This window comes from Rhodoligotrophos sp. CJ14 (assembly GCF_038811545.1).
GTDB classification, from domain to species: domain Bacteria; phylum Pseudomonadota; class Alphaproteobacteria; order Rhizobiales; family Im1; genus Rhodoligotrophos; species Rhodoligotrophos ferricapiens.
Genome location: NZ_CP133319.1, coordinates 226517 through 244854, shown reverse-complemented (window position 1 = coordinate 244854; position 18338 = coordinate 226517). Strand labels below are relative to the sequence as shown.

The window sequence follows — 18338 nt, the reverse complement described above, 5'->3', positions numbered from 1 at the left end:
ATTTCAAGAAAGGCAAGAAAATTGCAACGCCAGGGCAGGGTTTCGAGCAGCGAGCGAGGAATGTAGCGATTGCGGCAACATTCCCACGGGGATTTGTGCAGAACGCGATTGGCTCAGCTTAACGACGTCCTACATAATGGCTGAAAACTCTAGCAAAGAACGGCTCTCATGACTGCCACATCGAAGGCTCCTTCGGGGGAAGCTCGCCTGACCGATCCTTCCGAGTTCATGCAGAATCTGGCACTCGCCATGGAGGAAGCTGCCAAAGTCATGGCGGATCAATCCGGGAGGCCTAAATCAGCCACGCATGCAGCCTCTGCATTGCCCGTGGCGGCGAGCAGCCTCGAGGCTCTGGCCCGCAGCTATTTCAACAATCCAGAAAAGCTTGCCAATGCCCAGCTCAAGCTGTGGCAGGGCTATGCGGATGCCTGGCAGCATGTGACCCGCCGCATGCTGGGTGATGGTGAGAGTTCCGGGATCGAGCCCCTGCCCGGCGATCGGCGCTTCAAGGATCCCGAATGGGACGAGCACCCGGCCTTCAGCTTCATCAAGCAGGCCTATCTCGCAACCTCCCGCTGGTCTCGGGAGCTCGTGGCCAATGCCAGCGATCTCGATGAGCAGAGCCGGCAGCGCGCAAGCTTCTTCGTGGAGCAGATGCTGAATGCGCTGGCTCCGAGCAATTTCCCTCTCACCAATCCGGAGGTCCTGCGCACCACGATCGAGAGCAATGGACGCAACCTGGTCGAGGGCATGCGCCACTTGGCGGAAGACTTGGCGGCGGGCCATGGGGAGTTGCGCATCCGGCAAACGGATTTCGATGCCTTCGCCATCGGTCGCAATATCGCCACGACGCCCGGCAAGGTGATTTTCGAGAACGAGATCATCCAGCTCATTCAATATGCGCCGAGCACCGAGAACGTGTTCAAGCGTCCGCTGCTGATCGTGCCGCCCTGGATCAACAAGTTCTATATTCTCGATCTCAACGCGCAGAAATCGTTCATCCGCTGGGTGGTGGCACAGGGCCTCACGGTGTTCGTGATCTCTTGGGTCAATCCGGATGCGAGGCTCGCGCACAAGACGTTCGCCGACTACATGCAGGAGGGCGTGCTCGCGGCGATGGACGCCATGGAGCAGGCAACGGGCGAGCGGGAGCTCAATGCCATCGGCTATTGCGTCGGCGGCACGCTCCTTTCGGCCACCCTCGCCTATATGGCGGCACAGGGCAATGACCGCGTGCAGTCCGCCACCTTTTTCGCCACGCAGGTCGATTTCGAGAAAGCCGGCGATCTGCTGGTGTTCATCGATGAAGAGCAGATCACGAATCTGGAGCGCAAGATGGCCGAGACCGGCTATCTCGAAGGCTCCAAGATGTTCAACACCTTCAATATGCTACGGTCGAACGATCTGATCTGGTCCTATGTGGTGAACAATTATCTTCTTGGCCGGAAGCCGGTGCCGTTCGACCTGCTCTACTGGAATTCGGATGCCACCCGGATGCCCGCAGCACTCCACAGCTATTATCTGCGGGAATGCTATCTCCATAATCGCCTGGCGAAAGGCGATATGCTGCTGAAGGGCGTGAGGATCGACCTTAGCAAGGTGACGGTGCCCATCTATAACCTTGCAACGCGCGAGGACCATATCGCGCCGCTGGGCTCGGCCTTCAGGGTCGGACAGACATTCGGCGGCGACACGCGCCTGGTGGTTGCCGGGTCCGGCCACATTGCCGGGGTAATCAATCCGCCTGAGGCTGGCAAATACGCCTATTGGACAAGCGACGCGCATCCGGAGACGCCGGAGGAATGGCTGGCGCAAGCTGAGGAGCATAAGGGGTCATGGTGGCCCGACTGGATCGAATGGCTGAGGCCTCACGCTGGTGAGATGGTGCCGGCGCGCTCACCTGGCGAGGGCCAGCTCAAGCCGATCGAGGATGCGCCGGGGTCCTATGTGCGCGTGCGGGCCGTTTAGCCGGTCCAGCTTGGGGTTCGCGGAGGCGGCGTGAGGTGGCCGGCCCGACACGGTAATTCGAGGAGGCCACTCCAGAACCGCATCGAGGCCGGCCGACGCATGACGCTCAGGGGTTGCGGCGGTCCTGGGACGTCACACGTATTTCGTGCAGATCACCAGCGGGAATGCTGGCTCGCATGATCGGAAGGTGCGGCAATCGCCGGGCGAAATCAATGGCTATCCGCCGCTTTGCGAGCTTGGCAAGAAAGTGTCGTAAATCATTAAGATTAACGGGAAAGCCGCCTGTCAGGCGGCGCTGCACATCACCTTGTCACGCCCGCTGCGCTTGGCATCGTAAAGGGCGAGATCCGCGCGCTTGAGAAGGGTTTCGGCGCTGTCTTCCGGTGCATTCAGCCCGGCAACGCCAATGGACACGGTGATCTTCACGGGAACCTTGCTCGCGCCGACCAGAAAGGGCGTCCGGCTGATCGCCTGCCGGAGGCGCTCGGCGATGTTGCGGCCGACACCCTCTGGCGTGTCCGGCAGGATCACGATGAACTCCTCGCCACCCACCCGGCAGGGCAGGTCCACACCGCGAATCGCGCTGCGCAGGCGTCCGGCGCATTCGCGGAGGATCAGATCCCCTGCGTCGTGTCCGAAGGTGTCATTGACCGTCTTGAAGTAGTCGATGTCGATCGCCAGCACACTGATCGGCCTGGCGCGGTGAAGCGACTTTTCGATCAACGTGCCCAGATGGGTTTCCATATAGCGGCGATTGAAGAAGCCAGTGAGATCATCGGTGATGGCCATTTCCATGGAACGCTGCACGCTTTCGCGCAGGCTTTCCGTATAGCGCCACCGTCTGATCTGCGTGTTGACCCTTGCGCGCAGCTCGTTCACGTCGACCGGGCGCATGAGATAGTCATTCACGCCGATTTCGAGCGCCCGCACCAACCGATTGCGATCGTCGGGCCCGAGAATCACCAAAACGGGAATATTGCGGGTCGCGCTCAGCGAGCGCAGCTGCGAGCAGAGGCGAAGGCCATCAAAGCCGCGCTGGTCCAGGTTGACCATGATCAGGTCGAACTTGCCGGAGCTCAGTTTCGTCACCGCATCCTGGGCCGATTCGACCAGGAAAAGTCGATGGTGGCCAGCAAGCCCTTCGGCGATGAGCTCCGCGAGCGGCCCGCTGTCGTCCACTAAGAGGACATCGCCGGAGCGGTGAAGCGACTTGGCCAGGTTTTTCTGGACAAACCCCATGCGATCACTGGTGGCGGCTCGCACCATCAGCTCGTCGGTCAGCATCTTGAGGCGGACGAGGTTGCGCAGCCGAGAGAAAAGAGCGGTATCGTCTATAGGCTTGGTGAGGAAATCATCAGCCCCTGCAGCAAGACCTGCAACCCGATCCTCGGGCTGATCAAGAGCGGTCACCATGACAACGGGAATGTGCTGGGTGCGCGGATTGGCCTTGATTCGGCGACATACCTCGATGCCATCGATTCCAGGCATCATCACGTCGAGCAAAACGATGTCTGGCGTGTAGCGCTCGACCATTTCGAGGGCTTGGATACCGCTCATGGCGGTCAGCGCCTCAAAATATTCTGCCGTCAGTTTCGCTTCCAGCAGTTTGACGTTGGCGCGCACATCGTCGACGACGAGCACCCGAGCGGTCATTCCCCGTCCTTCAAAAAGCCATCGATTGTGGCGAGGAACCCATTAACGGATATTGGCTTGGAAATATAGGCCTCGCAACCACCCTCACGAATTCTTTCTTCATCCCCCTTCATGGCGAAAGCCGTCACGGCAATCACAGGAATGGCGCGCAAGGTATCGTCTTCCTTAAGCCACTTGGTCACCTCAAGTCCCGAAACTTCGGGGAGTTGTATATCCATCAGGATGAGATCTGGATGATGCTCACGCGCAATGTCGAGCGCGGACAGGCCATCGCGCGTCTGGAGCGTCCGGTACCCGTGCGCCTCCAACAAGTCGTTGAAGAGCTTCATGTTCAGCTCGTTGTCCTCGACAATGAGAACCGTTTTGGCCATGCGCCTCTCCAACTCAAGCAGGGCAAGGGATGACGTTGACGTGCGGCAGTGGCATTCTTATCGTAAGGAAGCCTCAGCTTCAGGCAGCGCGCGCCTTTGACACCGCTCGGCGCATCGTACAATTTTCAGGTTATTAGCTGTTAAACGAAAAATCGGGCTGCTTTATAATCACAGATCAAATGCGCAAGCCAGTATTGACCGGAGAGAACGCGGAAACGCTGGGGCTGCGGTGCCTCGCCTTTCTCGCCGCCGAGCCTGACCGATTCGGCCGATTTCTCGCACTCACGGGAATCGGTCCCACCGAGATTCGGGATCAGGCGAAGGATCCGTCTTTTCTCGGCGCTGTTCTTGACTATCTTCTGAGCGACGAGGATCTTCTGCTGTCGTTTTGCGCGGCTGAGAAGATCGATCCACTGGTTCCGGCGGCCGCACGCTCACGCCTGCCGGGCGCCCCTGTTTACGATTGAAGTGACCCCCGTGATTTCTCCCGAAACCAAACAGCAAATTGCTGCTCTCACCCTTGCCCATCACAAGCCATTGATCGTCTGCGACGTGGATGAGGTGGTCGTGCATTTCCTGCGCGCCTTTGAGGCCTGGCTCGATGAGCATGGCTGCTGGCTTGATCCGGCGAGCTTTGCGCTGAACGGGAACGTCAAGCGCAAAAGCGATGGTCAGCCGATCCCGGTCGAGGAGCTCTCGCACCATTTCCACGCGTTCTTCGCCGCGCGGACGGCGGAATTCGAGGAGATCGAGAATGCGGCAAGAAGCCTGAGGCATCTCAGCGAGGTTGCCGATGTGGTTATGCTCACCAACCTGCCCTTCACCTATTACGAGGACCGGAAGCGCAACCTCGCCAAGCTCGGCATGTCTTATCCCATCGTCATCAATAACGGTCCGAAGGGACCGGCCATGTGCGAGATTACCCAGGCCTCGCAGGCGCCGGTGATCTTCATCGATGACACGCCGAGCAATGTCTCTTCGGTCTGTGAGGCGCTGCCCACGGCGCATGTGGTGCATTTTATGCAAGATGCGCGCTTCGGCCGTCATTGCGGGCCCATCGAAGGGATTTCGCTGCGGTCGGATAATTGGAACGAAACGGCCGATCACATCGCCAAGCTGATCGAGGTTGAAGGGCTCGATCGGTGAGCCGAGCCGGCCTGCGGATCGGCATTGATCTCGGCGGCACCAAGATCGCCGCCTATGCTCTCGATGATGCAGACCGGACCATCACCGTTCTAAGGCAGCCGACGCCGCGTTTCGACTATGATGCAACGCTCAAGGCCATCGCTGAGATGGTGGCGGCGATCGAGGCTCAGACCGGGTCTCGCGGATCAATCGGGGTAGGCATGCCAGGTTCACTCTCCCCGAAGACGGGGCGCGTGCGTAATGCCAATTCGATCTGGCTGAACGACAAGCCTTTCGGGGCGGATCTGCAAAAGCTGCTCGGCCGGGAGATTCGCTTTGCCAATGACGCGAATTGCTTCGCCCTCTCCGAAGCGCGCGATGGTGCCGGACAGGGTTGCCGCTGCGTCTTCGCCGTGATTCTCGGTACGGGCTGTGGGGCAGGCCTGGTGATTGATGGCAAGCTGCTGGAGGGCCGACACGGCATTGCAGGTGAGTGGGGTCACACTCCCCTGCCCTGGGCCGAGTCTCCTGAATATCCGGGCCCTGACTGCTGGTGCGGACGCAAGGGCTGTGTTGAGACCTGGCTCTCGGGCCCAGGCTTTGCCGCGGATTACGCGCGCACCAGTGGCCGAGCCTTGCGCACGCAGGAGATTATCCAGGCGGCGCGGCAGGGAGAGCTCGCTGCCCTCAAGACCCTTGGGCGCTATTGTGACAGGCTCGCGCGAGCGCTTGGAATGGTGATCGACATTGTCGATCCCGATGTCATCGTGCTGGGCGGTGGGCTATCCGATGTGGCGGAAATCTATGATCTGACCCCGCCCCGGATCTCCCGACATATTTTCTCCGATTATGCCGACGTGATCATCCGGCCGCCGAGGCATGGCGCCGATAGCGGCGGCCGCGGCGCCGCCCGGCTTTGGGATGATTGATCGCCGGTATTTTCAGTTCCTCCTCCCGGCCATTGGGCTCTAAAGTCCGCAATCGGGATCATGATCGGTTATTCCCATGGCCGGGGCGATCGAGGCGCATCATCACGCATCAGGGCTTTGCCGGGACTGCTTCCGCGAGGTCGCGCCGGGCATGGTGCGATGCCGGCATTGCGGCAGTCCGCGGCTCGTGCACCATCCAGAATTGCACGGCCTCGCGATCGCGCATCTCGATTGCGATGCCTTCTATGCCGCGATCGAAAAGCGGGATGACCCAAGCCTGAGCGATAGCCCGGTGATCGTCGGCGGGGCGAAGCGCGGGGTCGTGGCGACAGCCTGCTATATCGCGCGCATCTCCGGCGTCCATTCGGCCATGCCGATGTTCAAGGCTCTGAAACTCTGCCCCGATGCGGTGGTGATCCGGCCGAATATGCAGAAATATGTCGAGGTCAGCCGCAAGGTCAGGGCCCATATGCAGGCGCTTACCCCGCTCGTGCAGGCGATCTCGATCGATGAGGCCTTTCTCGATCTCAGCGGCACCAGCCGGCTCCATGGCCATAGCCCGGCCGTGGCGCTCGCACGGCTTGCAAAACAGATCGAGGATGAGCTCGGCATCACTGTGTCGATCGGCCTTTCCCACAACAAGTTCCTGGCCAAGATCGCGTCCGACCAGGATAAGCCGCGCGGCTTCTCGGTGATCGGGCGCCAGGAAACCCTCGCCTTCCTGGCGGAGAAGCCGGTGAGCCTCATTTGGGGCGTGGGCAAGGCCATGCAGCAGCGTCTCGCACGCGATGGCATTCGCACGATAGGGCGCCTGCAGACCATGGAGCTCGGCGAGCTCGCAAGGCGCTATGGGGCCATGGGCAGCCGCCTCTATCATCTGGCGCGCGGTCTCGATGACCGGAAGGTGGAGCCTCGGGGGGAGGTCAAAAGCGTCAGCAGCGAGACCACGTTCGACGTCGATATCAGTGATTTCGCCGCGCTTGAGCCCATTCTCTGGCGCATGTGCGAGCGTGTCTCGCAGCGCGCGAAAGCCTCCGATCTCGCGGGGCGGTCCGTCGTCTTGAAGCTGAAAACCGCCAATTTCAGGATCCTCACCCGCAATGCGCGGCTTGAAGAGCCGACCCAGCTGGCCGTCCGCATCTTTCAGGTGGCGCGCCCCCTCCTCCAGCGCGAGGCCTCAGGCATAGCCTTTCGCCTGCTCGGGGTGGGGATTGCGGATCTGACGAACGGTGCCGAAGCCGACCCTGTCAGGGCGCTCGACCCCGCATCCGTGCGCCAGGCGGAGGCCGAGCGCGCGCTCGATAAGCTGCGTGCGAAGTTCGGTGCCGCTGCTGTGGGCAAGGGCCTCAGCTTCACCGCTGCAAAGCGCAGATAAGAGGATTGGCCTTCAATTGGCGGAGGTTGGGCAGCTTTCCTGAGGCAAATAGGTGAGCTCGACAAGGTCGCCCTTCAGGGTGAAATCGCCATAGTCGAGGGTGAGATCGGTCGCGACGGCATTTTCGAACATGGTGAAGCTGATCTGATGCTCCGGCATCTGTTCACCATCCGCTTCTTCTTCGCTGGGAGCGTTCTCAAAATAGCCGATGCTCACCGGCCATGACTTGAGCTTGGTGAGATCGGCTGCGCCCTTCGCCTCGGCCGGGATCTTCACCGAGCCCGCGGGCTTGGGGTTGCCGATGAAGGTGCTCGCGAACAGCGCCTGCTGCTCCTCGTTGCCGTCATAGACCAGGCTTGAATCGCGCTTGCCGCCACGCATCGCGGTCTCGAGAATGCGCCGCGTATGCTCGACCGGAAAGATCGTGCCTGCCGGCAGCTCTGATTCGGCCTCTTCCGGCATTTCGAGGGTGATGACCGCGCCCGCCTCATCGCGAATGGCGCGTCCCTTCAGGTCAAGCTCCTGGTCTCCATTCACGAAACGCTGGGTTGCGAATTCCATACTGTCGCCAGGCCCCGCCTCCCACGAGGTGGAGCGGGTATCGAGAATGCTGCTCTTGCCCGACCGTGCAGCCAATTGGTTCACCACCCGCATGTTCGAGGTCCAGCCCTCACAGGGCGAGCCGGCGACCTCCAGCACCAGCTTCCCCTGAACATCGTTCAGGCCGGCACGGGCTTCCGCATGGGCCAGAGAAAGCTTGTAAACCGCCCGATGCGCAGCCAAAACGGGCGACGATGTCGGGGATGCCTCCGCCGGCGCGGTGAGCGCCAAGACAATCAACAGAGCTTTTAGCGTCGATGCCGATCGCATCATTGACAATCCTTGAATACTGCGTCCAATGACGCCGTCGACTCCCGCCGGAACGGGCCTCACGCATTTATGCTGTCCCAGAATTGAGGCAAGAGTTCAATGCCTGCGCGATCGCCTCTTCCAAGAGTTTTCGTGTCACAAAAGCTACCAGCGGAGGTGGAGGCCAGGCTCGCTGCCCATTACCAAGCAATTTTCACGCCGGAAGACGCGAGCCACGATGCAGCCGGGCTGATCGCCCATGCGGCCAATTGCGACGGGATGCTCGTCACCCCGGCCGACCGGCTCACGCAAGGGGTGATCGAGCAGCTTCCGGAAACGGTGCGGATCATCGCGACCTTCTCGGTCGGTTATGATCATATCGACGTCGCCGCGGCCAAACGGCGCGGCATCACGGTCACCAATACGCCCGACGTGTTGACGGATGCAACCGCTGATATTGCCATGCTGCTGATCCTTGGCGCCGCGCGGGGGGCGTTCTGGGGGGAACGCATGGTGCGCGAGCAGCGCTGGAGCCGCTGGGCGCCCACCAAACCCCTGGGCACTCACGTCACGGGCAAGCGGCTCGGTATATTGGGCATGGGCAGAATAGGCCAGGCGGTTGCCCGCCGGGCTCGCGCCTTCGACATGGAGATCCATTATCATAATCGCACCCGGCTTGCTTATGAGCTCGAGAATGGCGCCCATTTTCATTCTGTTCTCGATCATATGCTGCCTCATTGCGATTTCCTGTCGATTAATTGCGCATCCACCCCGGAGACGCGCAACGCCATCAATGCGCAGACAATTTCGCTCCTGCCCGATGGTGCCATCATCGTGAATACGGCACGCGGTGATATCATTGACGATGATGCCTTGATCGCGGCGCTCAAGAGCGGCAAGCTGGCCGCCGCCGGGCTCGACGTGTTCCGGGGTGAGCCGAATATCGATCCCCGTTATCGCGAGCTTGGCAATGTTTTCCTGCTGCCCCATCTCGGCAGCGCCACGCTGGAGACCCGCAATGCCATGGGTCATCGCGCTGTCGACAATCTCGATCAATTCTTCAGAGGCGAGCGGCCGCGAGATATCCTGACCAACTAGCGGGGCCCCGGCTCGCCGGAACCAGTAAGGCGGTCTGTTAACCAGCACGCGGCGGCAGGTCCGACACCCCACCACAATCCCAAGTCAACGGAGGACATCATGGGCCAGATCGACGCAAAACTTCAGCAGCTCGGCATCACCCTGCCGGAACCGGCCGCACCGGTTGCCAATTATGTCGGCTATGTCACCACCGGCAATCTGGTCTTCGTCTCGGGCCAGGTGCCGTTCAAGAATGGCAAGCTTGAATTCATCGGCAAGGTGGGCGGCGAGCTCACCCCGGAACAAGGCGCGGAAGCGGCCCGCTGGTGCGCAATCAATATTCTCGCGCAGGTGAAGGCCGCCTGCGGGGGCAATCTCGATCGGGTGAAGCGCTGCGTGAAGCTTGGCGGCTTCGTCAATGCGGTACCAGATTTCAAGGATCATCCGAAGGTCATCAACGGCGCCTCCGATCTCATCGTCGAGGTCTTGGGCGACAAGGGCAGGCATGCCCGGTTCGCCCTCGGCGCAGGCTCGCTGCCGGCCAATACGGCCGTCGAGATCGACGCGGTTTTCGAGATCGAATAAGCCATGCGGTGGGGCCCGGGGGCGCAGCATCTGAGCTGGCTTACGGCGCGCCCGTTTGCCCATCGCGGCCTGCATGACCGTGCGCGCGGAATCATCGAGAATACTGCCTCGGCCGTTGCCACAGCGATCGAGCATGGCTATGCCATCGAGGTTGACCTCCAGCGCACCGGCGATGGCGAGGCGGTGGTGTTTCACGATGCGATACTCGAGCGTCTGACCAATGGCGAAGGCGCGGTGGCCGCCCACAGCCTTCGACAGCTCCAACAGCTATCGATCACCGGGTCGCGCGACCGCATCCAGTCATTGGACGAGCTTCTGGACCAGGTTCAGGGGCGTGCTGCCCTGGTGCTCGAGCTAAAGAGCCTGTGGGACGGCTGTGGTCCGCTGGAACAGCGGGTGGCGCGCGCGCTTTCCGGCTATCGCGGGCCGGTGGCGGTCATGTCCTTCGACCCGGACAGCGTGGCAGCCCTTGCCCATTACGGGCCCAGACTTGTGCGCGGCTTCACCTGCAGCATCGACGGCGAGGTGACCGATGGCGAGCATCTCTCGGCCGCGCGTCGGAGGGCCGTCAGCACCCCTGCCATTCTGGAGCAGCTTGCGCCCGATTTCATCGCCCACCAGGTCCGCTCCCTGCCCTCCCCGCTCAGCCGCTGGGCGAGACGGCATGGCCGACCGGTTCTGACCTGGACCGTGCGCAGCGCGAGCGACCGCCGGCAGGCCTCGCTCTTCGCCGATCAAATGATCTTCGAGGGCTTCACGCCGTGAGCGCTCGTGGGAGCCTTTTCACGAGACTTGAAAGCGAGGCTTCCATCACCGATCTTCCAAAACCGTGAGCAATCCACAGAGCATGATGGGCGATTCCTCTGAAGCGGTGATCAGCGTCGAAGGCGCCATTGCCGATATCGATGCGGCCGCGTGGGATGCCTGCGCCAACCCTCCGCAGCGGCCCTACAACCCGTTTGTCTCGCATGCCTTCCTGAAGGCCCTGGAGGCCTCGGGCAGCGTGTCCGCCAAAACCGGCTGGCTGCCGCGCCATCTCGTCTTGCGGGATGCTTCGGGTGGAATTGCCGGCTGCATGCCCTGCTACATCAAAGGGCACAGCCGCGGTGAATATGTCTTTGACCATGCCTGGGCGGATGCCTATGAACGCGCCGGCGGGCGCTATTACCCGAAACTGCAGGTGAGCGTGCCCTTCACGCCGGCAACCGGCCCGCGACTGCTGGTCCCCGAAGGACCCGACAGTGATGCGCGGCGCCGGACGCTCAGCGCGGCCGCCATCGAGCTTGTGCGGCGTGCGAAGCTTTCGTCCGCCCATTTCACCTTCCTCAGCGAAAGTGACCGGGCGACACTCGCCGACATGGGGTTGCTGCTGCGAAGCGATCAGCAGTTCCACTGGAGCAATGACGGCTATGGCAGCTTCGATGAGTTCCTTACCGCCCTGCAGTCACGCAAGCGCAAGACATTGCGCAAGGAGCGGCAGCAGGCGCTGGGCTGCGGGGTTTCCATCGAATGGGTGACCGGAACTGACCTCAAGGAAGCCCATTGGGATGCCTTCTTCGCCTTTTACATGGATACGGGTGCGCGCAAGTGGGGCCAGCCGTACCTGAACCGCCGCTTCTTCAGCCTCGTCTCGGAAGCCATGGCCAAGGATATCCTGCTGGTCATGTGCAAACGCAATGGGCGCTATATCGCGGGCGCGCTGAACTTCATCGGCTCGGAGACGCTTTATGGGCGATATTGGGGCGCGATCGAGCACCTCCCCTTCCTGCATTTCGAGACATGCTATTACCAGGCGATCGATTTCGCCATTGCACGCGGATTGAAGCGGGTCGAGGCGGGCGCCCAGGGCGAGCATAAGCTGGCGCGAGGCTATCTCCCGCATATCACCTGGTCGGCGCATTACATCGCCGATCGCCATTTCGCCCGGGCGGTTGCCGACTATCTCGATCGCGAGCGGCGTCACGTGGACGAGATGGGGCAACTGTTGTGCGAATATTCGCCATTCCGCCAAGGCTCTTGACGTGAGCCGCGCGGCTGGGCTGTTAACAGGATCGCTTGCCTGAGGAGATCCGCTGCATGAGCGCCTATGATCCGAACAATCCCTTCGCCAAGATCCTGCGCGGCGAACTGCCCTGCTATAAGATCTATGAGGATGAGAAGACGCTCGCCTTCATGGATATCATGCCGCGCGCCGACGGGCATGCGCTCGTCATTCCCAAATCGCCCTCGCGCAATGTGCTCGATATTCAACCGGATGATCTGGCAGCCGTGATGGCGACCGTGCAAAAGGTCGCGCGCGCCGCAGTGAAGGCATTCAATGCCGAGGGCGTGACCATTCAGCAGTTCAACGAGAGCGCAGGCGGTCAGGTGGTGTTCCACACTCACGTGCATGTGCTGCCGCGCCATTCCGGGGTTGCGCTGAGACCACATACGGGCGAAATGGCCGGTCCCGAGATCCTGAAGGCGAATGCGGCAAAGCTCATCGCGGCGCTAGGCTCGTCGTAAGCCAGCGAATTCACCCCTCGCCTAGCCCAGATGAAAGCCGATCGCCTCCAAGGCGATCAAGGTGAGAAGCGCGGCGGCGATCGCCAGGGGCTGGTGGCGCTTCAGTGTGAAAACGAAGGCCGCACCGACCGCCAGCGCCAGGAAGCGATTGACGATCTGGGTGGTGGCCAGCACCCCGGGTGGTGCAATCATCAGCTTCATCACCAACGCCGATACGAGAGCTGTGGCAATTGAGCGGACCAGGAGGAGGCTCGTGCCCTGAGGATCGAGCCGTCGCACCAGGAGCACGCCCAGAAGGCGCCAGCTATAGGTGGTGATGACGCCGATCGTCAGAATGAACAGCCAATCGGGAAGCGCGCCTGCGGTCATTGTGTCTGCCGGTGCCGAACGCGCTTGCGGCGGGGATGCAGGATGAGAAAGGCCAGCACGCCGCCCGTGAGCCCGGCCAGCAGCAAATCGAGTTCGGGAAAAAAGGCCATGGCGATCGGGGTGAATGCTCCGCCTAAGGCGATGGCGAGATAGTCGAACCCATAATGTGCGCCGGTGATCAGGGAGAGACCGAAAAAGGTGGGCGTTAGAAAGACGAGCGCGATCGCCAGGAGCGGCGGCAAGGTTTCGGACAGATAATAGCCGACGGTCACCGTGACGAGCATGCCGGTGACCATGGCCAATCCCATGCCCATGGCCCAGGGCAGCCGCCGCTCGCGCGGAAGTTCATCCCAGGCATGGTTGGCGATCACCCAGAGCGTGATCGCCACGAAATGGGCGAGAATATATTCGGGCCAGCGTCGCTCGCCCTCAATGCGAGACTTGGCGAGCACCAGCATCACCATGGGCAGGAGGCGAACGGCGGTCAGCGAGACGCCGAGAAGAATGGCGATCAGACTTGCCCCTTGGGCCGACATGGTGAGGAACACAACCTGCCCCGGCATAGCCCAGATGAACAGGGTCGTGTACCAGCCAATGTCGACGGTTTCGCCGAGATTGCGCACGAAGGCGCCAAAGCCCAGGAAGGACGACATCATCACGAGCCCCGCGATGCCGAACAGAGCTCGGATACCTTGCGGGAACCCCCGCCAGTCATAGGCGCGGGGGCTTGATTCGGCCTGGCTGTCCTTTGTCGGCACGAGCAAACGTGCGGTTCCCATGCTGCAGTTGCTCGTTCGCCTAACCCAGCTCAGCGGCACAGACAAGCTGCATTTGCACCGCCGAGATTCAGGCCGCCCGTCGTTCCGCCCTTGCCGTATCCAGGCCGAGCTGCTGATAGATCGAGAAGATGATGTCCGCGCGGTTCAGGGTGTAGAAATGGAACTGCCCAACGCCGTGTTCGCGCAGATCTGCAACCTGTTCGGCGGCGGTCTCAGCAGCGAGCATCATCTGGCCGGCCGCATCATCGCCGAGAGCGGCAAAGCGCTCGGCCAGCTTTGCGGGGACTTTGGCGCCGCATTTGGTCGCAAAGCTCTGGACACGCGAGAAATTGGTGATCGGCATGATGCCGGGCACCACAGGGATCTCGATCCCGCGGGCACGCACCCGATCGAGATAGCGATAATAAAGATCATTATCGAAGAAGAACTGGGTGATGGCCCGATTGGCGCCATTGTCCACTTTGGCAGCCAGCATATCGAGATCCGCCTCGACGCTCGGCGATTGCGGGTGTTTCTCGGGGTAAGAGGCGACCGAAATCTCCACATCGGCGATGGCGCGGATGCCCTTCACCAGGGCTGCGGCATTGGCATAGCCCTGGGGATGGGGAATGTAGGGCTCATCGAGCCCTCCTTGCGGGTCGCCGCGCAAGGCCACGATATGGCTCACGCCCGCCTCGAGATAGCGCTGGACCATCTCATCGACGGCGGTGCAGGCCGAACCGACACAGGTGAGGTGGCCGGCCGCCGGAAGCTTGGCATCGCGCACCAGGAATTTGAGCATGCCCAAGGTGGGCTCGCGCGTGCTGCCGCCTGCTCCATAAGTGACCGACATGAAGCGCGGCTCCAGCTTGGCAAGCTTCGCAACTGTCTCGTGCAGCGCCACCTCGGCCTCGGGCGTCCGGGCCGGGAACAGCTCGAAGGAGACAGCAAGCGGAGTGCCGCCGCTGGCTGATTCGGTTGGAGAAGAGTGTTGCATATGCGCTCCCTCGTGGGTTGCTGCCATGTCAGTCCACACCCAGAACCTTGGGTGCCGTGCCGTTTTGCGCCGAGCGCCTATCCATATTCGCGGGCGCTGTCTCGGAGACGGCAGCACTGCTGCGTGCCAGCCAGATCGAGACCGTCAGCCCCTGGTCGATATCGTCAGGCGGCGGCAGCACCCTGGTTTCGATCTGATCGAAGCCGAGATGATGACACCAGGTCGCAAATTGCTGGGCCGAGATGCCAAGGCGCCGATGGGCCTGGGTCTCGCGCAGGAATTCGAGCTCGTGAGGCGCGAAATCGACCACCAGCAATCGGCCGTCTGGCTTGAGAACACGCACCGCCTCTTCCAGGGCCCGCTCCGGCTCGTCAAGAAAATGCAGCACCTGATGGATGGTCACCACGTCCATGCTGCCGCTCGCATAGGGCAAGTGGTAGATGTCGCCCTGCCGGATCTGGCAATGTTTGAGGCCGGCCGCATCCAGCCGGGCACGCGCCACCGCCAGCATCTCGCGGCTCATGTCGATGCCGATGCCCTGACGAATCTGGGGTCCGAACAGCTCGAGAATGCGCCCGGTGCCGGTGCCCACATCGAGCAAGGAGTCGATTGGCGCGCTGCCGAGCACGCGCCGCATCTCGTCCTCGACGCGGTGCTCGGACACGTGCAGCGAACGGATGCGATCCCACTCCCCGGCATTGGCCCGGAAATACGCCGCCGCCGCTGCCGCGCGCTCGGCGCGAATGGTTTCGAGCCGCGCAAGATCGCGTGCCAGCATGGGATCATCCGCGGGCAGGAGATCGGCGATCATCCTGGCCAGGGCGCCACCCATTTCCCGATCCGGCCCCTCCCGTTCAGCCATCCGGAACAAAACCCAGCTGCCTTCCCGATGGCGTTCAATGAGGCGCGCATCCACCAATAGCTTCAGATGGCGGCTAACCCTTGGCTGGCTCTGTCCGATGATCTGCGTGAGCTCGGTGACGTTAAACTCGCCGTGGGAGATGATGAACAGCAGACGCAGCCGACTGGGCTCTGCCACCGCGCGCAGCGCCGCCAAAAGCTGTTCTGTCCGACTGTCATCCGTCATCGTCTTCATCCCACGGGATCAAACTAGTCCATATAAACATATCTTTATATGGTTGCAAAGCCCGATGTGAGATCGTCCTGGAATTGTCGTAAACCGCCTGACAGGACACATCGCCAGATTGCCGCCGCAAAGTTCGGTTTAGGCTTTTCTTATGATCACAAAATACCATGCTTGCCGCGGCGGGGGCTTATGGTACCCATAGTTCTGCCGAATTGGTGGGAAGGGTCTGCCCGTGTCCGCGTCTCTCTCCGCGCCACGGAACGTCTACGGAATAAAAAGCATCCAGTTATGATATGCGCGTATCGTGGTCTTCTCTTGGGGCTGCTGGCGGGGGTGGTCGCCCTTCCCCTGGCCTATTCCCTTCCGTCGGCCTTTGCCCAGTCGGCAATCGTCTCGCCCGATTATTTTGATGCGGAGCTGGTGGCGGCGGTCAAAGCGCTCACCGAGCCTCAATATGCGGATAGTCGCCGCGTAGAGGTGAACCCCGCGGGCGGTGTTGACCCGGATGCTGCGGCGGAATTGGCCGAGCAGAGCTTCGATGATCGGCTTGAGACCTTCAACAGGCTGATGTTCACCATCAATAATGTGCTGGATGTCACGATCCTCAAGCCCACGGCCCAAGCCTATCGGCTGCTGGTGCCTGCACATCTCAGACAGGGTGTGGCCAATGTTCTGGCCAATGCCGCATTGCCGGTCACGCTGCTCAACGACGTCCTGCAAGGAGAAGGCGAGCGCGCGCAGACCACGATCATTCGTTTCGCCATAAACTCGACGGTTGGTGTCGGCGGGCTCGTGGACGTTGCGGCACAGAATGGTTTTGCTCCTCACACCGAGGATTTCGACCAGACAATGGCCGTGTACGGAATCAAGGCCGGGCCCTTCATCATGCTTCCGCTGTTCGGGCCCACCACCATGCGCCACCTCGTCGGCCGGGCGGTGGATGCGGCCGTGAACCCAACCACCTGGCTCCTGATGGATGCGGCCGTGGTAGAAAGCCTTTCACCAACTATCGCACAAACGGTTACTTCGCGGGAATCAGCTCTTGACCAAATCGATGGTCTGCGCCAGACCTCGCCAGACTATTATGCTGCCGTTCGTAATCTCTACTACCAGTATCGGGAGGCAGAAATTCGGAACGGCCGGATAAATGTCGAGGAACTCCCTGATATCCCGGACGTTCCGGAGTGACGTTTAATCGCCAGAACTGATAACACTGCATGCCTGAAAGGACCGCGCATATGACAACCTCCTCGGCAGCTGTTTCCCGAAGGGCCTTCCTCAGCATGGTTGGCACCGGCCTCGTGGCTGCTGCAGTCTTAATTCATGATCCCGTGTCAGCGCTGGCAGATGCTCGCGCCGAGCAGTTCGTGACATCCATCGGTGAAGCCGTGCTTGCCGCAGCCCGCGCAAGCTCGGAAAGCCAATTCCGCGCGGTCATGCGCCGCAGTGCCGATATTCCGACCATCGCCAATTACAGCCTCGGTCGTTATCGCAGCAAGCTGCAACCCAGCCAAAGGCAGGAATATTATCGGCTGTTCGAGCGCTATATCTCGAATGTGTTCGTGGCGAATGCCAATAAGATCAGCGGTTCAAGCCTGAAGATCACGGGATCGCAGGGACGCTCCGACAGCGTGGTGGTCTCGAGCCAGGTGGAGTTCAGGGACGGCCGTCCGGCCATGCCAGTGCTCTGGCGGCTGGTAAAGTCCGGCGGGGGCTACAAGATTTTCGATATCAATGTGCAGGGCGTTTGGCTCGCCGGCCTCACCCAGCAGAGCTTTGTCTCTGTGATCAGCCAGAACAATGGCGATATGAATTCGCTGATCAGTTACCTCAAGAAGTAAACGCCTCAATCGAGCGATCCCGGAGCGGCCTTCATGGCCGCTCTTTTTTTTATACGAAATTTCCTATACATCTGCGCAGCTACAGGGGCGGATCGTCATAAGGCGCAAAAAGCGCCGCTTCGAACGAGGGGTTATCTGATGAATCGCTTTAGCTGCAGGTCTTGGCTGGGCCTCGGCCTCGTGTCGCGAGCCATCGCGGCCTTCATCATGGTGGGCGCCGCCGCATCCTTCAGCACCGTACAAGCGCAGGATGCCACAGCTTGCGTGCAGCGTATCGGCGGCGATACGCTCCAGGCGGCCCAAAGCGGCACGCCACAAGCTTTTCTCGCCGTCGTGCAGCGACACGCGGATACGGACCAAATCGCGCTTTTTGCTCTGGGCCAGTACCGGCGACTGTTGCCCGCCCAGCGCCAGAGCGAATTCGTTGATCTGGTCGAAGTCTTCATTGCGCGGACATTGGCCGACAATTACCGCAAATTCCGGGCAAGCGAGATCCGGGTCACTGGCACCAAGCCGCAAGGCAATTCCGTCAATGTGGAGACGAGCCTCTTGTTTCTCGGCGGCAGACCCTCACAGAAGGTGATCTGGCGCGTTGTGCCCGAGGCGTCCGGGTGCAAGATCATCGATGTGAATGTGACGAATGTCTGGCTCGGCCAGCTGCTGCGCTCATCGATCACATCGGCAATCCAGCGCGGCGGCCAGACGATCGATGCCGCCTTCACCTATCTCCAGCCCAGCCGCGGTGTCACCGAAGTCAAGATCAATCGGTGATTGGGTCTATCCGTAGCTCAATGATGCGAGGATGGGTTACGGATGACCTCAACGGGCACTCAGCGTTGAAGCACTATC

20 protein-coding genes are annotated in these 18338 nt (G+C 61.2%); 13 read left to right on the top strand and 7 right to left on the bottom strand.

The window, feature by feature from the left end:
• Positions 1-168: 168 nt before the first annotated feature.
• Entirely contained in the window at positions 169-1968 is a 1800-nt protein-coding gene (locus RCF49_RS01190; protein WP_342642223.1) for a PHA/PHB synthase family protein, read from the top strand.
• Between the two features lie 285 nt (positions 1969-2253).
• Here RCF49_RS01190 and RCF49_RS01185 read toward each other — a convergent pair whose 3' ends face one another.
• On the bottom strand, positions 2254-3621 hold the full coding sequence (locus RCF49_RS01185; RefSeq protein ID WP_342642222.1) for a PleD family two-component system response regulator: 1368 nt from the start codon (positions 3619-3621) through the stop codon (positions 2254-2256).
• On the bottom strand, positions 3618-3992 hold the full coding sequence (locus RCF49_RS01180) for a response regulator (protein ID WP_342642221.1): 375 nt from the start codon (positions 3990-3992) through the stop codon (positions 3618-3620). The genes RCF49_RS01185 and RCF49_RS01180 overlap by 4 nt, the downstream gene beginning before the upstream one ends.
• 179 nt (positions 3993-4171) lie before the next feature.
• Here RCF49_RS01180 and RCF49_RS01175 point away from each other — a divergent pair, with 179 nt between their 5' ends.
• The 4 genes from RCF49_RS01175 to RCF49_RS01160 all read left to right on the top strand — a co-directional run bounded on the left by RCF49_RS01175 (position 4172) and on the right by RCF49_RS01160 (position 7421).
• Positions 4172-4459 carry a DUF3572 domain-containing protein gene (locus RCF49_RS01175; protein ID WP_342642220.1) on the top strand — a complete coding sequence of 96 codons (288 nt, stop codon included), beginning with the start codon at positions 4172-4174 and terminating at the stop codon, positions 4457-4459.
• Between the two features lie 10 nt (positions 4460-4469).
• Positions 4470-5138 (top strand): hypothetical protein, encoded by a 669-nt coding sequence (locus tag RCF49_RS01170; RefSeq protein ID WP_342642219.1) that lies wholly within the window; start codon positions 4470-4472, stop codon positions 5136-5138.
• The gene (locus RCF49_RS01165; RefSeq protein ID WP_342642218.1) at positions 5135-6046 is read left to right on the top strand and encodes an ROK family protein; all 912 of its coding nucleotides are present in this window, start codon (positions 5135-5137) and stop codon (positions 6044-6046) included. Before RCF49_RS01170 ends, RCF49_RS01165 begins: the two co-directional genes overlap by 4 nt.
• A 76-nt stretch (positions 6047-6122) precedes the next feature.
• On the top strand, positions 6123-7421 hold the full coding sequence (locus RCF49_RS01160; RefSeq protein ID WP_342642217.1) for a DNA polymerase IV: 1299 nt from the start codon (positions 6123-6125) through the stop codon (positions 7419-7421).
• Between the two features lie 12 nt (positions 7422-7433).
• On the opposite strand, the gene RCF49_RS01155 is transcribed toward RCF49_RS01160, so the two are convergent.
• Positions 7434-8294: an EipB family protein gene (locus RCF49_RS01155; RefSeq protein WP_342642216.1), complete on the bottom strand. Its 861-nt coding sequence runs from the start codon at positions 8292-8294 to the stop codon at positions 7434-7436.
• A 129-nt stretch (positions 8295-8423) separates the two neighbouring features.
• Between RCF49_RS01155 and RCF49_RS01150 the strand changes: the two genes are divergently transcribed.
• The 5 genes from RCF49_RS01150 (at position 8424) to RCF49_RS01130 (ending at position 12437) form a co-directional block, all read left to right on the top strand.
• Entirely contained in the window at positions 8424-9368 is a 945-nt protein-coding gene (locus RCF49_RS01150; protein ID WP_342642215.1) for a 2-hydroxyacid dehydrogenase, read from the top strand.
• A 99-nt stretch (positions 9369-9467) separates the two neighbouring features.
• The gene (locus RCF49_RS01145) at positions 9468-9932 is read left to right on the top strand and encodes a RidA family protein (RefSeq protein ID WP_342642214.1); all 465 of its coding nucleotides are present in this window, start codon (positions 9468-9470) and stop codon (positions 9930-9932) included.
• Positions 9933-9935: 3 nt separating this feature from the next.
• Positions 9936-10697: a glycerophosphodiester phosphodiesterase family protein gene (locus RCF49_RS01140; RefSeq protein WP_342642213.1), complete on the top strand. Its 762-nt coding sequence runs from the start codon at positions 9936-9938 to the stop codon at positions 10695-10697.
• An 85-nt stretch (positions 10698-10782) separates the two neighbouring features.
• Positions 10783-11952 carry a GNAT family N-acetyltransferase gene (locus RCF49_RS01135; RefSeq protein WP_342644276.1) on the top strand — a complete coding sequence of 390 codons (1170 nt, stop codon included), beginning with the start codon at positions 10783-10785 and terminating at the stop codon, positions 11950-11952.
• Between the two features lie 56 nt (positions 11953-12008).
• Positions 12009-12437 (top strand): HIT family protein, encoded by a 429-nt coding sequence (locus tag RCF49_RS01130; RefSeq protein ID WP_342642212.1) that lies wholly within the window; start codon positions 12009-12011, stop codon positions 12435-12437.
• A gap of 21 nt (positions 12438-12458) precedes the next feature.
• Here the strand turns inward: RCF49_RS01130 and RCF49_RS01125 are convergent, their stop codons facing one another.
• The 4 genes from RCF49_RS01125 to RCF49_RS01110 all read right to left on the bottom strand — a co-directional run bounded on the left by RCF49_RS01125 (position 12459) and on the right by RCF49_RS01110 (position 15648).
• Positions 12459-12806: an AzlD domain-containing protein gene (locus RCF49_RS01125; RefSeq protein ID WP_342642211.1), complete on the bottom strand. Its 348-nt coding sequence runs from the start codon at positions 12804-12806 to the stop codon at positions 12459-12461.
• A complete protein-coding gene (locus tag RCF49_RS01120) occupies positions 12803-13585 on the bottom strand; it encodes an AzlC family ABC transporter permease (RefSeq protein WP_342642210.1) in 783 nt (260 codons plus the stop codon). Before RCF49_RS01120 ends, RCF49_RS01125 begins: the two co-directional genes overlap by 4 nt.
• A 67-nt stretch (positions 13586-13652) precedes the next feature.
• Entirely contained in the window at positions 13653-14561 is a 909-nt protein-coding gene (metF, locus tag RCF49_RS01115) for a methylenetetrahydrofolate reductase [NAD(P)H] (RefSeq protein ID WP_342642209.1), read from the bottom strand.
• Between the two features lie 28 nt (positions 14562-14589).
• A complete protein-coding gene (locus tag RCF49_RS01110) occupies positions 14590-15648 on the bottom strand; it encodes an ArsR/SmtB family transcription factor (RefSeq protein WP_342642208.1) in 1059 nt (352 codons plus the stop codon).
• Positions 15649-15936: 288 nt separating this feature from the next.
• On the opposite strand from RCF49_RS01110, the gene RCF49_RS01105 reads away from it, so the two are divergent.
• The 3 genes from RCF49_RS01105 (at position 15937) to RCF49_RS01095 (ending at position 18260) form a co-directional block, all read left to right on the top strand.
• Entirely contained in the window at positions 15937-16836 is a 900-nt protein-coding gene (locus RCF49_RS01105; RefSeq protein ID WP_342642207.1) for an MlaA family lipoprotein, read from the top strand.
• A gap of 50 nt (positions 16837-16886) precedes the next feature.
• Positions 16887-17489, top strand: a complete 603-nt coding sequence (locus RCF49_RS01100; protein WP_342642206.1) for an MlaC/ttg2D family ABC transporter substrate-binding protein — start codon at positions 16887-16889, stop codon at positions 17487-17489.
• Between the two features lie 138 nt (positions 17490-17627).
• Complete coding sequence (locus RCF49_RS01095) at positions 17628-18260, top strand: MlaC/ttg2D family ABC transporter substrate-binding protein (RefSeq protein WP_342642205.1); 633 nt, start codon at positions 17628-17630, stop codon at positions 18258-18260.
• The last annotated feature ends 78 nt before the right edge of the window (positions 18261-18338 follow it).